Consider the following 13,386-nt stretch of genomic DNA (forward strand, 5'->3'; position numbering starts at 1 on the left):
CTTATTTCACCGTAATGCGCGGGTCGATCCACGTGTAGACCATGTCGACCAGGAAGTTGATCACCACGAAGATGAAGGCGACGAGCATCAGGTAGACCACGATGACGGGCCGGTCGGCGCGGTAGATGGAATCGATCAGCAGCTTGCCGAGGCCAGGCCAGGCGAAAATCGTCTCGGTGATCGTGGCAAAGGCGATCAGGTCGCCAAGCTGCAGGCCGAAGATCGTGACGACGGGAATGAGGGCGTTGCGCAGCCCGTGTCCGTAGAGCACGCCGCGCCGCGAGACACCCTTGGCCCGCGCGAATTTCATGAAATCCTGCCGGGTCACCTCCATCATCCCGGCGCGGGTGATGCGCAGCAGGATCGCCATTGTGCCCAGCGACAGGGTGATCGAGGGCAGCAGGATGTGATGCCAGCCGTCGGCGGTCAGCAGCGAGGTCTTGAGGCCGAGAAACTCGACCGTGTCGCCGCGTCCGGAGGAGGGGAAGACGCGCCAGTTCACCGCGAAGATGAAGATCAGCATCATCCCGACCCAGAAGCTCGGCAGGGAGATGCCCAGAAGCGAGCCGGACATGATCGCCCGGCTTTCGGGCCGGTTCGGATTGGCCCCGGCATAGACGCCGAGCGGGATTGCGACCGTCGCGGCGATCGCCATCGCCACGACGACGATCTCCAGCGTTGCCGGGAGGCGCTCCAGGATCAGGTCGAGCGCCGGCTGGCGGTAGACGTAGGAGCGGCCGAAATCGCCGCGCAGCAGACCCTCGAGGAAGATCAGGTACTGCTCGGGCAGAGAGCGGTCGAGGCCGAGAATGCGGCGCGCCTGTTCGATCTCCGCATCGGTGGAATCGATGGGGATCACCATGAAGACGGGATCGCCGGTGAAGCTCATCATCAGGAAGACGATGATCGAGACGATCCACAGGACGAAGATCATCTGCAGCAGTCGTTTGATCGTGTAGCCGAGCACGCGCGTGGTTCCTGTGCAGGTTCATCTGCCTGAGAAAGGGCGGCAAGCGGCGCGCCCCGGGGCGCGCCGCTTCCGTTTCGAAAGGCGGAAGGGGTCAGTCCTTCACGTCCATTTCGTAGGCCCACAGGAACTTGTCCGTGCGCGGCGTGAAGGCCACGCCGTCGCGCGCGGCATAGATGTCCTGCTCGTAGTGGACCGGGATCATCGGGATGTCCTCGAGCAGGATCTTCGTCACGGCCTGGAGGTGCGCGTCGCGCTCTTCCACGCGCGGGGTGCTGTCGGCCTTGTCGATCAGCGCGTCGACCTCGGGGTTGGAATAGGAACCGCGATTGACCTGGCCGTAGCCTTCCTTCTTGCCGCGCGAGTAGAACATCACGCCATACATCGAGCCGGCATCGCCGGAAGGCACGTCCCAGCCGGACATGATGAAGCTCGACTTGTCCGAGGGGACGCGGATGTAGCCGAAGAAGTTCGACTTCGGCATCAGGTTGAGGACGAGCTTGACGTTGATCTTGGCCAGCATCGACGCGAGCGCCTGGGCGATCTGCGCATCGTTCACATAGCGGTTGTTGGTGGCGTCGAGCGTCAGGGTGAAGCCGTCGGCGACACCCGCCTCCGCCATCAGCTCCTTCGCCCGCGAGACGTCATATGGGTACATCTGGTGGAAGTCGGCACCCTCCAGATAGCCGACATGGCTCTCCGGCACGTACTGGGCGGACGGCGTCGACAGGTCGTTCATGATTACCCGAGAAATGGTCGGGACATCGATGGCACGGGCCATCGCTTCGCGGACGCGGCGGTCGGTCATCGGATTGTCGCCCTCGATCGTGGGGCTTTTCTCGCGCGTGTCGAGCGCCAGCACGAGATTGAGCAGGCTCGGGCGGGTGACGACCTCGAACCCGTCGGTGCTCTTCACCCGCTGCACGTCACGCACGGCAAGGTCCTGGACGATGTCGACCTCGCCGGTGAGCAGGGCGGCGGTGCGGGTTGCCGGATTGGTGATCGGCCGGAAGGTGACGTTCCCGACGGTGGCCTCGCCCAGATGGTAGCCGTCGAACGCCTCCAGGACGATGCGGTCTTCCTTGATCCATTCCACCAGCTTGTAGGGGCCCGTGCCCATTGGCTGCTGGTCGAGGCTGTCGCCGACTTTCTTCACGTGATCCTCCGAGAGGATCAGGATCGCGGCAAGGTCGTTGGGCAGAGCGGCATAGGGGCGGAAGGTCCTGATCTCCACCGTGCGCTCGTCGATGGCGCGGAAGCTCTCGATGTTGGCGGCAAGGTTGGCCATCAGCGAGGCCTTGAGACGCTCCAGCGTGAAGATGACGTCGGAAGCCTTGAACTCGTCGCCGTCATGGAAGGTGACGCCCTCGCGCAGCTTGAAAATCCAGGTCGTGTCGTCGGCAAGCTCCCAGCTTTCGGCGAGACCGGGGCCGAACCGCAGGTCGGCGTCGCGGCGGACCAGCGCGTCATAGATGTGATAATACATGATGTTGGAGCTGAGCTCCTCACCCGCCTGCGGATCCATATGAACCGCATCGGAGGTCAGGCCGATGGTCAGCGACTTGTCGGCGAGCGCGCCTGAGCTGGCGAGAGCGACGAGGGCGGCGGAAGCGAGAAGCCGCGTCATGCCGGGTGAAAATTTCATCTGGATTCCCCTTTTCTGGTGATCTGCGAGGCGGTTCGCCGCCTTCGTTGGATGCTGGATTGCGGAAGGCGCAGGCCGCAGGGTCCGCACCGTCCCGGGTTGCGGGCGGCTCAGCCGAGAACGGACTGGATCTCGATCTGGTAGCCTTCCGGATCGTCGAAGACGAAAGCCCGGATGCCGAGGGAGGGACTGTCCTTCGGAGCGGTGAGGGCAGTGACGTCGCAGCTCTGGGCCCAGGCGTGCCAGGCGTCGACATCAGCGACGCGCATGCAGAGCTGAACCGGCTTGGGATCGGCGGCGCGATGCGAACCGCGGGTCTCGTCGACGAGGCCGACATGAGCCGTTCCGCCGAGCCGGTAGATCTTCGACCACCCCTGATCGATGGCGAGCTCGACGCCGAGAACCTTCTCGTAGAAGGCCATCGCACGAGGCAGGTCACGGAAATAAAGGAAGGTCACGGTGAGCAGCGGGTCGCCGGCCGGGCGGCGCACATCTGTCTGGCTCGTCATCTCGGGAGGGTCCTTGGTCGTGATTGCATGCCGATGGTATACCGTCGGAATGCCGAGTCAATGGACATAGTCCCGATCCGAGAAAAATACGGATGCCGGAAATCAGTAAAGACGCTGGATGGAGGTCAGGATCGACTCGCGCACATTGTCGAGATGACGGCGCATCGCCGTTTCGGCCCGCGTGGAATCGCGGGCGAGAATCGCATCGAGAATGTCGAGATGCTCTTTCAGGCCGGGTTCGAACCGTTCGGGAATAAAGCCCTTGTCGAAGATGCGGGTCTTCAGCTTGAGATTGTGGACGAGCTCGGCCAGAAGCCGCGACCCGGAAACACGGGCGATCGTCGTGTGGAATTCCTCGTCCAGATCGGCGTGCTCGGCCGGGGTCGTCATGCCGCCGGCAAGCAGGGCCTCTGTCCGTGCACGCAAGGACAGGAGCGGTTCCACCTGGGCATGGACGGTCGCGGCCTGGCGCGCCGACTCGCATTCGAGAAGGCGTCTTATATGAAGAATTTCAATGATTTCCGAGATCGATATCTGGTTGACAACGGGCACCCCGCCTTGCGAGCGGGTGACCAGTCCTTCCGATACCAGGCGGGCGATCGCCTCGCGAACCGGCGTCCGCGAAACGCCGAGCCGGTCGGCGAAGGCCTTTTCCTGAAGCCGCGTCCCGGCGGGCAGCTCGCCGCTGACGATCATCCGGCGCAGCCGGTCATGAGTGGTGTCGCCAAGCGTCTGGCCGTGTTCTAAGCTGGACATTCTGATCGCTCCGCCAGATGGCCGGCCGCTTGCGGCATGACCTTTCCTGCATGATATCGACCCTTGCGAACGGGAGGCAGGGGGCGAGTTGTCAATAACGGTATACACAGTGTATATCGTGACGGCAACGAAGGGAGCATCCATGACCGGCAACACCTACGATCTCGTCATACGCGGTGGAACGATCGTTTCCGCGCAAGGGACCTTCGTGGCGGATCTGGCGGTTGCGGACGGCCGGGTGGCGGCGCTCGGCCGGGGCCTTGGCGGGGGCGCCGAAGAGATCGATGCCAGCGGCCGGCTGGTGATGCCCGGCGGCGTCGACACCCACTGCCATATCGAGCAGCTTTCCGGCGCGGGCCTGATGAATGCCGACACGTTCGAGAGCGCGACGCGCTCGGCCGCATTCGGCGGCACCACCACGACGGTGTCCTTCGCCGCACAGCATCCTGGAATGCGGATCGCCGACGTCATGGCGGACTATACGGAACGCGCCCGGCGCGGCGCGGTGATCGATCATGCCTACCACATGATCGTCGCCGACATTTCCGGCGGGAACCTCGCCGATATCGCGAGGCTGGTGGGCGAAGGCCACCGATCGGTCAAGGTCTTCACCACCTATGACAAGGTCCGGCTCGACGACCTTTCGATCCTCAAGGTGCTGGAGACGGCACGGGAGGGCGGCGCGCTGGTCTGCTTCCATGCGGAGAATGACGGGCTGATCCGCTGGGCCACCGAACGCCTGCTGGCAGCCGGCGACACGGCTCCCCGTTTTCATGCGCTGTCGCATCCCCGGCTTGCCGAGATCGAGGCGCTGGAGCGCATCTGCCGGTTTGCCGAGGCGACGGGACAGCCGGTGATGCTGTTTCACGTCTCGACGCGCGAAGGTGTCGAGATTGTTCGCGCGGCCCGGGGACGGGGCGCGCCGGTCTGGGCGGAAACCTGCCCGCACTATCTCTTCATGACGGAAGCCGATCTCGACCGACCGGGCATGGAAGCCGCGGCGCTGCTCTGCAGTCCGCCGCAGCGCCAGGCCGCAGACCAGGAGGCGCTGTGGCGCGGGCTGGCGCTCGGTGACCTGCAACTCGTCACTTCCGACCACGCGCCGTATCGGATGGACGCCAGCGGCAAGTTCGCCCATGGCGAGGCCCCGCCCTTCAACCGCATCGCCAACGGCATGCCGGGGCTGGAACTGCGCCTGCCGCTGATGTTCGACGCGATGGTGGCGGGCGGACGCCTTGGCGCGGAGAAATTCGTGGAACTGACCGCGACGGCCCCGGCCGCGCTGTTCGGGTTGGCGGGCAAGGGGCGTCTGGATCCCGGATACGATGCCGATATCGCCATCTGGAACCCGGATGCGCGGCGGTTGTTGGGCGAGAACGACCTGCACGACAATGTCGGCTACAACCCTTTTGCGGGACGCGAGATCACCGGCTCGCCGGAAACCGTTCTGTCGCGCGGCGAAGTGATCGTGCGCGGCGGCGCGCTTCAGGCCCGCCCGGGCCGTGGCCGCCGCGTGGTCATGGAATGCAGTCCGGCAATGAGGCCCGCGAACTGATCGCGGCAACCGGTGCCGCAGCCGGTGAGGCATCGACCAGGCGTGCGACCTGCGCGAGCCAGGGGTCGGTGATGCCGAGACGGCCGAGATGGCGAAGTGTGTTCAGCATGTAGTCGCGATTGGCGCCGGAAGGCCCGTTGGCGCGGGCAACGATCCCGGCGGCCTCCGGCGGCGACAGGCTGCCGGCATAATGCGCATGCGCGTGGTTGGCGGTGTAGCAGAGCGCCTGCACGCTCTCGCCGCTTTCCAGCCGGATGCCGAGATGCCGTTCGCGATAGGCGCCGCAGCGAAGCTCGCGCCGGCGCAGATAGGCAAGGGCGGCAGCCCGATGCGCGCCGGGAACGCGAAACGCGAGGCCGACGCAGGAGCCGCCCCGGTCGAGCCCGAACACGAGCCCCGGCCGGGCCGGCGTGCCGCGGTGATGCTCGCAATAGATGCAGAGCCGGCGCCGGTAGCCGTGGATGCGCGCGCGGCAGGAGGCGGCATGGGCGAAACCCGGCCGCCACATCAGCGATCCGTAGCCGAAGACCCACAGGTCCCGATTGCCATGACTGTCGCCGGACATGCGCCTCCCCGTGCTCCGTGCCGCTCGCCGCACACTCGCGCGCAAGTCTAGTGCCTTGGGGAATCTTGTCGGAAATATCTTATCTGTATTTATTCATTTGCAAGTCGGAATTACGTAACAATTGTAAGAATTATCCATTCAATCGATATTTGTTTTCCAGCGTCTAATACAAAACAAGATTTATACTTATTGGAAAGCGCGCGGTATGTCTGGAATCCGGCCCCTGATCGAGGAGGTGAGGATCATGATCGTCCGTACGTTCAAGGCTGCCGGCGACGTGCCGGTCTTTCGCTATGCCGCGTCCCGCGAGATCGTCGCGCGCACCGACCAGGTGGGGCATGCGGTGTTCGACACGACGCTGGCCCCGGGAACCAGCGACACGGTCGCCCGCGACGCGCCCGGCGAGTTTCCCGCCCAGGCGCATTTCTGTCTGTCCGGGAACGGCATGGTCACGGTCGGCGGCCGCAGCGCGATCGTCGAGGCCGACACGCTGGTCGCGGCCCGCGCGGGGACCGATATCACCTTCCACGCGGAGACCGAGTTGCGCATCTGCACGATCTTTGGCGGCGAGGGGCCGGAGGAGGAGATCCGCGCCGACCCCCTCGTGAGGCGGGTGGCGGAGACGGTCGGCACCGGACGAGACGTCTTCTGGGGCAACGGACAGAGCCGCCGCCTGCTGGTCAGGGATGACGGCTTCGGCTTCGCGCTGTGTCAGACGCTGGGCAATGCGAATACGGATTCGCCCCTCCAGTACCGGCATCATTTCGAGAGCTGCTACTACGTTTCCGGCAGCGGCGAGTATGTCTGGGAAAGCGGCAGTCACCCGATCGACACCAATGGCGCCGGGGCGACCGTGTTCATCATGAACCGCAACGATGCGCATCGCATGGTGGTGCGTGACCCGTCCGTCTGCCTCAGCGTCTTCAGCCCGCCCATCGAAGGGCACGAGGCGCACGACTTCACCGGCAAGAGCCCGTCCTCCTACTAGGGGCCTGACTCTGGCGCGTGCGTTGCCGCCGGCACCCGGTTGAGCGTCATTCGAAAAGCAACCGACTGGCGCGAATATAATATATTTCAGTAACATCCGGCGTCCCGATAAGGTTTCGGCGGAGGATCGGCCGGTGCGTTTGCACAAGGCCGGACCGCTTCAGGCCGGCCTTCGACCGGTCCGGTCGGGCCCGCCGGCGGGCCGCAATCGTCGAAAGGAGCCTGGATGATGTCGCAATCCGTGCAAGGGCCGGAAGAGGGGCGTGGCCGCGCCGGCCAGACCGGCAGCCAGGTCCATGACATCATCGGCATCGGCATCGGTCCGTTCAATCTCGGCCTTGCCTGCCTGACCCAGCCGATCCGCGATCTCGACTGCCTGTTCCTGGAACGCAAGGACCAGTTCAACTGGCACGAAGGCACGCTGCTGGAGACGGCGACGCTGCAGACGCCGTTCCTGTGCGATCTCGTCACGCTGGCCGATCCGACCAGCGAATACAGCTTCCTCAACTACCTGAAGCAGACGGGCCGCATCTACGCCTTCTATGCGTTCCTGCTCGACACAGAGAATTTCTTCCTGCTGCGCAACGAGTTCAACAAGTACTACCGCTGGGCGGCGAGCCGGCTCGACAATGTCGTCTTCAATCGGGAAGTGGAAAAGGTCGAATATGACGAGGCGGCGGGCATCTACAAGGTCACCTGCCTGAACACGAAGATGGGCCAGCGCAAGACGCTGCTGGCGAAGCACATCGTGCTGGGATCCGGCATGTCGCCGAACGTGCCGGCGGCCTGCGAGGCGGTGCGCGACAAGGTGATGCACAGCGCCGACTACATGCGCCACCGCGACGAGATCCGGCAGAAGAAGTCGATCACCGTCGTCGGCTCCGGGCAGAGCGCGGCGGAAGTCTATCACGATCTCCTCAGCGATATCGACCGGCACGGCTACACGCTCAACTGGATCACGAGATCGTCCCGCCTGGTGCCGCGCGAGCTGACCAAGCTGACGCTGCAGATGACGACGCCCGACTATGCGGATTACTTCTTCTCGCTGTCGCGGCCCAAGCGCGAGGACCTGGTGCGCGCCATGCAGGCGATCTTCCAGGGCATCAATCCCTCGCTGATCAACGACATCTACGACCTGCGCTACCGCAAGCAGCTTTACGGCGATGTCGACATGACGTTGATGTCGAACACCGAAATCGAGGCCTGCGCCCACGATCCGGCGAGCGGATTGTTCCAGCTGACCTTCCGCCAGATGGAGGAGGAGCGCTCCTTCCAGATGGAGACGGAAGCGCTGGTGCTTGGAACCGGCTACCGCTTCAAGGTGCCCGATTATCTGGCGCCGGTCTCCGAGCGCATCAACTGGTGCGGGGAGGGGCGCTTTGCGGTTGCCCGCAACGGCTCCATCGACCACGAGGGGCGCGGGATCTTCGTCCAGAACGCCGAGATCCACGCCGACAGCTACCTGCCGCCGGATCTCGGTCAGGCCTGCTACCGGAACTCGGTGATCATCCGCGACGTGCTCGGCAAGGAATATTACCCGGTCGAGCGCCGGGTGGCCTTCCAGCGCTTCTCCGCGCCTGCCGCGCCGGCGGGCGAAGCGGCATCGGCCGGGGGCTGAGGGGACGAGCATGGACGACATGAGTGCCGCAATGCATGTGATGCCGCCGCAGGAGCGGGCTGTCGCGCATCTTGAAGGCGATCGCTGGGCCTGGGTGAACCGGCTCCTGGTGCGCAAGGCGATCAGCGAGTTCTCGCACGAGCTGCTGCTGTTGCCGCGGCTGGACGGCCCTGCCGGAGACCAGGCGCGCTATGTGCTGGAGCAGCCGTCGGAACATGTCGAGTACCGGTTCCTGGCAAGGCGAATGCGCCTCGATCACTGGCAGGTCGATGCGGCGTCGATCGAGAAGCGGCTGAACGGCAAGGTCGCGCCGATCGACGCGCTGAAATTCATCATCGAGTTCCGCAAGCCGCTCGGCATCCGCGACGCGATGATGCCCGTCTATCTCGATGAGATCAGCAGCATTCTCTATGGCAGCGCCTATAAGGCGGCGACCAAGCCGCATCGCGCTTCCGATCTCGCCGGCGCCGATTTCCAGGCCATCGAGACGGGGATGACGGAGGGGCATCCTTCCTTCGTCGCCAACAACGGACGGCTCGGCTTCAACACCGCCGACTATCCGCTCTACGCGCCCGAGGCGGCCGGTCCGCTCTCCATCGTGTGGGTCGCCGTTTCGCGGGAGCACGCGCGTTTCGTCGGCATGGCCGGCCTCGATCATGACCGGCTGATGGCGGAGGAACTGGGCGATCAGGCAGTCTCCCGCTACCGCAAGCAGCTCGCCGGGATGGAGCGCGATCCGGCCGACTACCTGTTCATGCCGGTGCATCCCTGGCAGTGGTTCAACCGCATCTCGATGAGTTTCGCAGCGGAAGTCGCCCGCGGCAATATCGTCTATCTTGGCCTGTCGGAGGATCTCTACCAGCCGCAGCAGTCGATCCGCACCTTCTTCAACGCGACATCGCCCTCGAAGCGCTACGTCAAGATGGCGCTGTCGATCCTCAACATGGGTTTCATGCTGCAGCGCGGGTTGTCGCCGGAGGACATGCGGACAACGCCGGAGATCAACGAGTGGCTGCGCAACCTGCTGGCGCGCGACAGCTACCTGCAGGAGAACGGGTTCTGCCTGATCTGCGAAGTCGCCACGATCAGCTACCGCAATCCCTATTACGAGGAAGGCCTGTCGGCGGATTCCCCCTACAAGGACGTGCTGGCGGCCCTGTGGCGGGAGAGCCCGGTCAATCTCATCCGGCCGGGCGAGCGACTGATGACCATGGCCGCCCTGCTGCATCTGGATCCCCAGGGCGATGCGATGACCGGCGCCTTGATCGAGCGTTCGGGCCTTGGCGCCGAGGAATGGATCAGGCGTTATCTGCGGGCCTATTTCGCGCCCGTCCTGCATTGCTACTACGCCTATGACATCATCTTCATGCCGCATGGCGAGAACGTCATCCTGATCCTGGAAAACGACGCGCCGACCCGCGTCGTCATGAAGGACCTGGCGGAGGAAATGCGCATCCTCAACGACGGCGCGGGCCTGCCGCCGGTGGTGCGCCGCAACTGCGTCGTGCTCGACGACGAAGTGCGCCTCGACGGCATCTTCACGGATGTCTTCGACTGCTATTTCCGCCATCTCGCCGCGATCCTCGACGAGCGCGGCATTCTCGACGAAGGGCGCTTCTGGGGGCTGGTGGCAGAATGCGCGGCCACCTATCAGGCCGCTCACCCGCAATATGCGGAAAAGTTCGCCCGCCACGACGTCTTCGCGCGCGAGTTCCCGAGAAACTGCATCAACCGCCTGCAATTGCGCGACAACCGGCAGCTTCTCGACCCCAACGACCCCGACAAGGGGTTCGAGTATGCCGGGACGCTGGAGAACCCGATCTCACGGGATGCGGTCCGCAACGGGACCTCGTCGTCGGCAATGCGCCGCGCGCTGGGGCATATCGCGACCTATTTCGTCGGCCCGCGCGCCGACTGAGGGTGGCAGTCGCCACCGGCTGATCTTGCTCCGGCACAAGTTCGCAAGAGATATGAATTCCGTATTTGTTGCAAGAAACCTCCTCTGGGATACTCGGAGGCGAGGTTTTCGCGGTTTTGATCGCGTAAAATCACCTTGGTAATTAATAACGATCCATCTGGAGGAAGATTCCATGCTCAAGGCGGTGGAGATTTCGAAGGAACTGACAGCGGACAGCATTCGCAAGCTCGTCGCGAAGAACATCGACGCGATCCATGTTCCCGGTTTTTATCCTTCCGACCTGTCGGCGGAATTTTCCCGGCGGATCGCCGGGCATTCCGACCTGGAGGCCTACAAGGTCCAGAACGCGCTGAAGCGCCTCGGCATGGGCTATGTCGATGTCGGCAAGGACGCGGACAATGCCAGCCGCTACCACAGCGAGGCCGTTCGGTCGATCTGGGGCATCCGGGACCTCGTCTATCCGCGCATGACGCCGCTCGACCATTTCCGCCTGTTGCTGGAGGAGGTGTGGCCGGCCGGGGCCACCATCCAGGCCATCGACGGACAGAAGAGCTTTGTCGGCACCTGCCGGGTGATCGAGCCCGGCGCGACGATGCTGCCGCACAATGACAGGCTTGCCCGCATGCTGGTCGACGGACAGTCGGGCCTGACCGGACAGCTGGCGGTGAATGTCTACCTCGACATGCCGCCGTCGGGCGGGGACCTGGAGCTCTGGCTGAGCGAGCCGACGCCAGAGCAGGACAAGATCCAGGAGACCAGCGACGGTGTGGACCGAAGCGAACTTGGCGAGCCGAGGACGGTAATCCGGCCGCAGAACGGCGATCTGGTGCTGTTCAACTCGCAGCTCATCCATTGCGTTTCGCCCGGCGTGGGCGGGCAGCGGGTGACCATGTCGTGTTTCGTCGGATATCGCGGCGACGACGAGCCGCTGTCCTACTGGAGCTGAGTGCCGGGGCGTGATCACTCCCGCGCCCTAGCTTTGTCAGCACGCCGGGAGAACATGAAAGAGGCGCGCTATCGGGACCGATAGCGCGCCTTTTTTATCGTGCCGTCAGGGTTGGAGCCGGCAGGGACAAGAGCGGCGAAGACAGAACCGCCGCGCCGGACAAGTCCGGCGCGGCGGCGATGCGTTTGCGACGTGCCGTTACTCTCCGGCCGCCGCTGCCTGGGCCTCCGGCCCGGCCAGCAGGTCGCGCCGGCGGATCATCAGCCCCGAAATGACGATTGCGATGATCGACAGGATGGCGACGATCCACAGGAGCACCGAGAAGGCGTTGGCAAAGCTTGCCTGACCGAACTCGGTGATCGCCGGCTGGATCTCGAGCGGCGCGCTGGCGACCGCGCCGGCGAAGTCACCGCGTGCGATCAGGTTCGCCGTGTTGGTGAGCCCGTCGCCCAGCACGGACGCAAGGCTCGCGTCACCGCCGAGCTGCAGCGTGATGCTGGACAGCAGGATGGCGCCGAACACCGAGATCGACAGGGTGAAGGACCCGTGCCGGAAGGTGATGTTGACGCCAGAGGCGACGCCGGCCCGCTCCGGGGGAACGACGGCGGTCGCCACGTTCGACAACTCGCCGTTGATCAGGCCGGTGCCGAGCCCCAGCAGCAGGAAGGCAACGCCCCACATGATCACTTCCGAGGGCGGTGCGATGGCCAGCCACAGGAAGCCGAGGGCCACCAGCCCGCAACCGAAGGCGATCAGTCCGCGCACGCCGAGCCTGTCGGGCGCCGCGAGCTTCGCGCCAAGCGGTGCGAACAGCAGGAGCGGCACCGTCATCGGCATCAGCATGAGGCCGGCCGAGGAGGCCGACATGCCGTGCACGACCTGGAAATAGATCGGCAGGTAGACCAGCATGACCCAGAAGGTGATGCTGTTCAGCACGCAGATGAGCTGGATGCCGGTGAAGGTCGGGATGCGGAACAGGCGCAGGTCGAAGGCCGGCTTCTTGACGCTGGTCTCGATCCACACGAAGGCGAGGAAGAGCACGACCGCCCCGGCGATGGCGCCGATGATCGTGTTGCTGGCCCAGCCCTTTTCGCCACCTTCGATGACGGCATAGGAGAGACAGGCGAGCGCGCCGGTGAACGACAGGATGCCCGGCCAGTCGAGGCCGCCGGCGTTCTTGTCCGAGGACTCCTCCACCCGCCAGTAGCACAGCGAGATGAGCGTCAGCACGACCGGCACGTTGAGCAGGAAGATCCAGCGCCAGCTCAGAAGATCGACGAGAACGCCGCCGACCATCGGACCGAAGGCGGCGCCACAGCCGATCGACACGCCCCAGATGGCGAAGGCCTGGGCCCGCTGCGCGCCCTGGAAGGCGTTGGAAATCAGCGCCACGCCAAGGATCAGCATCGCCGAGGCGGAGAGCCCCTGCGCGACACGCCCGCCGATCAGCGCCATCGGCGTCTCGGCAAGGCCGACCATCAGCGAGGTGAGGCCGAAAAGGGTCAGGCCGATGACCATGACCCGTCGTCTTCCGAACCGGTCGGCGATGGCGCCGACGGCGATAAGCACCGAGGTATAGGCGATGTTGTAGGCGTTGATGATCCACTGCAACTCGGCGAAGCTCGCCTTGAGTTCGCGCTCGATGGACGGCAGCGCGATGGCAACGACGGTCACGTCGAGAATGACGAGGAAAGAGCCGAGGGCCGCGACCAGCAGCGTCGGCCAGTTGTCCATCAGCGAGGAACCGGAAGTCGATTGGACTGAGGTCATTGTCTGTTTCCCGAATGCGTTTTCGAGACCGCCAGCCCTGCGGACGGCGATACCGACGGCGTGATGCCGTGAAACGGTTGGCAAGACGAAAGGTGCGGTGTGATGTCGTCTGCGCGACGACGAAAGCGCCAGACCGGCGCCCCGCAACCC

General features: G+C 64.6%; 11 protein-coding genes. 5 read left to right on the forward strand and 6 right to left on the reverse strand.

The genetic code is table 11. From position 1 onward, the window contains the following. Position 1: 1 nt before the first annotated feature. The 4 genes from ACQY46_RS13335 to ACQY46_RS13350 form a co-directional block, all read right to left on the reverse strand. On the reverse strand, positions 2 to 967 hold the full coding sequence (locus tag ACQY46_RS13335; RefSeq protein WP_306030216.1) for an ABC transporter permease: 966 nt from the start codon (positions 965 to 967) through the stop codon (positions 2 to 4). A 94-nt stretch (positions 968 to 1,061) separates the two neighbouring features. Next, positions 1,062 to 2,612: an ABC transporter substrate-binding protein gene (locus ACQY46_RS13340; RefSeq protein ID WP_428696527.1), complete on the reverse strand. Its 1,551-nt coding sequence runs from the start codon at positions 2,610 to 2,612 to the stop codon at positions 1,062 to 1,064. A gap of 110 nt (positions 2,613 to 2,722) precedes the next feature. Then, entirely contained in the window at positions 2,723 to 3,121 is a 399-nt protein-coding gene (locus ACQY46_RS13345; RefSeq protein ID WP_428696528.1) for a VOC family protein, read from the reverse strand. Positions 3,122 to 3,223: 102 nt separating this feature from the next. Beyond that, positions 3,224 to 3,877: a GntR family transcriptional regulator gene (locus ACQY46_RS13350; RefSeq protein ID WP_306031431.1), complete on the reverse strand. Its 654-nt coding sequence runs from the start codon at positions 3,875 to 3,877 to the stop codon at positions 3,224 to 3,226. Between the two features lie 142 nt (positions 3,878 to 4,019). Here ACQY46_RS13350 and hydA point away from each other — a divergent pair, with 142 nt between their 5' ends. Next, positions 4,020 to 5,432 (forward strand): dihydropyrimidinase, encoded by a 1,413-nt coding sequence (gene hydA / locus ACQY46_RS13355; RefSeq protein WP_428696529.1) that lies wholly within the window; start codon positions 4,020 to 4,022, stop codon positions 5,430 to 5,432. Here the strand turns inward: hydA and ACQY46_RS13360 are convergent. Continuing rightward, on the reverse strand, positions 5,395 to 5,997 hold the full coding sequence (locus ACQY46_RS13360; protein WP_428696531.1) for a gamma-glutamylcyclotransferase: 603 nt from the start codon (positions 5,995 to 5,997) through the stop codon (positions 5,395 to 5,397). The two genes, hydA and ACQY46_RS13360, sit on opposite strands and share 38 nt — an antisense overlap. A 244-nt stretch (positions 5,998 to 6,241) precedes the next feature. On the opposite strand from ACQY46_RS13360, the gene ACQY46_RS13365 reads away from it, so the two are divergent. The 4 genes from ACQY46_RS13365 to ACQY46_RS13380 all read left to right on the forward strand — a co-directional run bounded on the left by ACQY46_RS13365 (position 6,242) and on the right by ACQY46_RS13380 (position 11,466). Then, the gene (locus ACQY46_RS13365; RefSeq protein WP_428696532.1) at positions 6,242 to 6,985 is read left to right on the forward strand and encodes an ectoine synthase; all 744 of its coding nucleotides are present in this window, start codon (positions 6,242 to 6,244) and stop codon (positions 6,983 to 6,985) included. 225 nt (positions 6,986 to 7,210) lie between these two features. After that, a complete protein-coding gene (locus ACQY46_RS13370) occupies positions 7,211 to 8,602 on the forward strand; it encodes a lysine N(6)-hydroxylase/L-ornithine N(5)-oxygenase family protein (protein WP_428696533.1) in 1,392 nt (463 codons plus the stop codon). Positions 8,603 to 8,612: 10 nt separating this feature from the next. After that, positions 8,613 to 10,520, forward strand: a complete 1,908-nt coding sequence (locus ACQY46_RS13375) for an IucA/IucC family protein (protein ID WP_428696534.1) — start codon at positions 8,613 to 8,615, stop codon at positions 10,518 to 10,520. 172 nt (positions 10,521 to 10,692) lie between these two features. Continuing rightward, positions 10,693 to 11,466 (forward strand): 2OG-Fe(II) oxygenase, encoded by a 774-nt coding sequence (locus ACQY46_RS13380; RefSeq protein ID WP_428696535.1) that lies wholly within the window; start codon positions 10,693 to 10,695, stop codon positions 11,464 to 11,466. Positions 11,467 to 11,664: 198 nt separating this feature from the next. Here ACQY46_RS13380 and ACQY46_RS13385 read toward each other — a convergent pair whose 3' ends face one another. Continuing rightward, a complete protein-coding gene (locus tag ACQY46_RS13385; protein WP_428696536.1) occupies positions 11,665 to 13,236 on the reverse strand; it encodes an MFS transporter in 1,572 nt (523 codons plus the stop codon). Positions 13,237 to 13,386: the final 150 nt, after the last annotated feature.

This window comes from Stappia sp., from assembly GCF_965276915.1.
GTDB lineage: Bacteria > Pseudomonadota > Alphaproteobacteria > Rhizobiales > Stappiaceae > Stappia.

Excerpts from the sequence above, each read along its gene's own strand:
- ACQY46_RS13340 (WP_428696527.1), bottom strand. The coding sequence starts at position 2,612 with ATGAAATTTTCACCCGGCATGACGCGGCTTCTCGCTTCCGCCGCCCTC.
- ACQY46_RS13345 (WP_428696528.1), bottom strand. The coding sequence starts at position 3,121 with ATGACGAGCCAGACAGATGTGCGCCGCCCGGCCGGCGACCCGCTGCTC.
- ACQY46_RS13350 (WP_306031431.1), bottom strand. The coding sequence starts at position 3,877 with ATGTCCAGCTTAGAACACGGCCAGACGCTTGGCGACACCACTCATGAC.
- hydA (WP_428696529.1), top strand. The coding sequence starts at position 4,020 with ATGACCGGCAACACCTACGATCTCGTCATACGCGGTGGAACGATCGTT.
- ACQY46_RS13360 (WP_428696531.1), bottom strand. The coding sequence starts at position 5,997 with ATGTCCGGCGACAGTCATGGCAATCGGGACCTGTGGGTCTTCGGCTAC.
- ACQY46_RS13365 (WP_428696532.1), top strand. The coding sequence starts at position 6,242 with ATGATCGTCCGTACGTTCAAGGCTGCCGGCGACGTGCCGGTCTTTCGC.
- ACQY46_RS13370 (WP_428696533.1), top strand. The coding sequence starts at position 7,211 with ATGATGTCGCAATCCGTGCAAGGGCCGGAAGAGGGGCGTGGCCGCGCC.
- ACQY46_RS13375 (WP_428696534.1), top strand. The coding sequence starts at position 8,613 with ATGGACGACATGAGTGCCGCAATGCATGTGATGCCGCCGCAGGAGCGG.
- ACQY46_RS13380 (WP_428696535.1), top strand. The coding sequence starts at position 10,693 with ATGCTCAAGGCGGTGGAGATTTCGAAGGAACTGACAGCGGACAGCATT.
- ACQY46_RS13385 (WP_428696536.1), bottom strand. The coding sequence starts at position 13,236 with ATGACCTCAGTCCAATCGACTTCCGGTTCCTCGCTGATGGACAACTGG.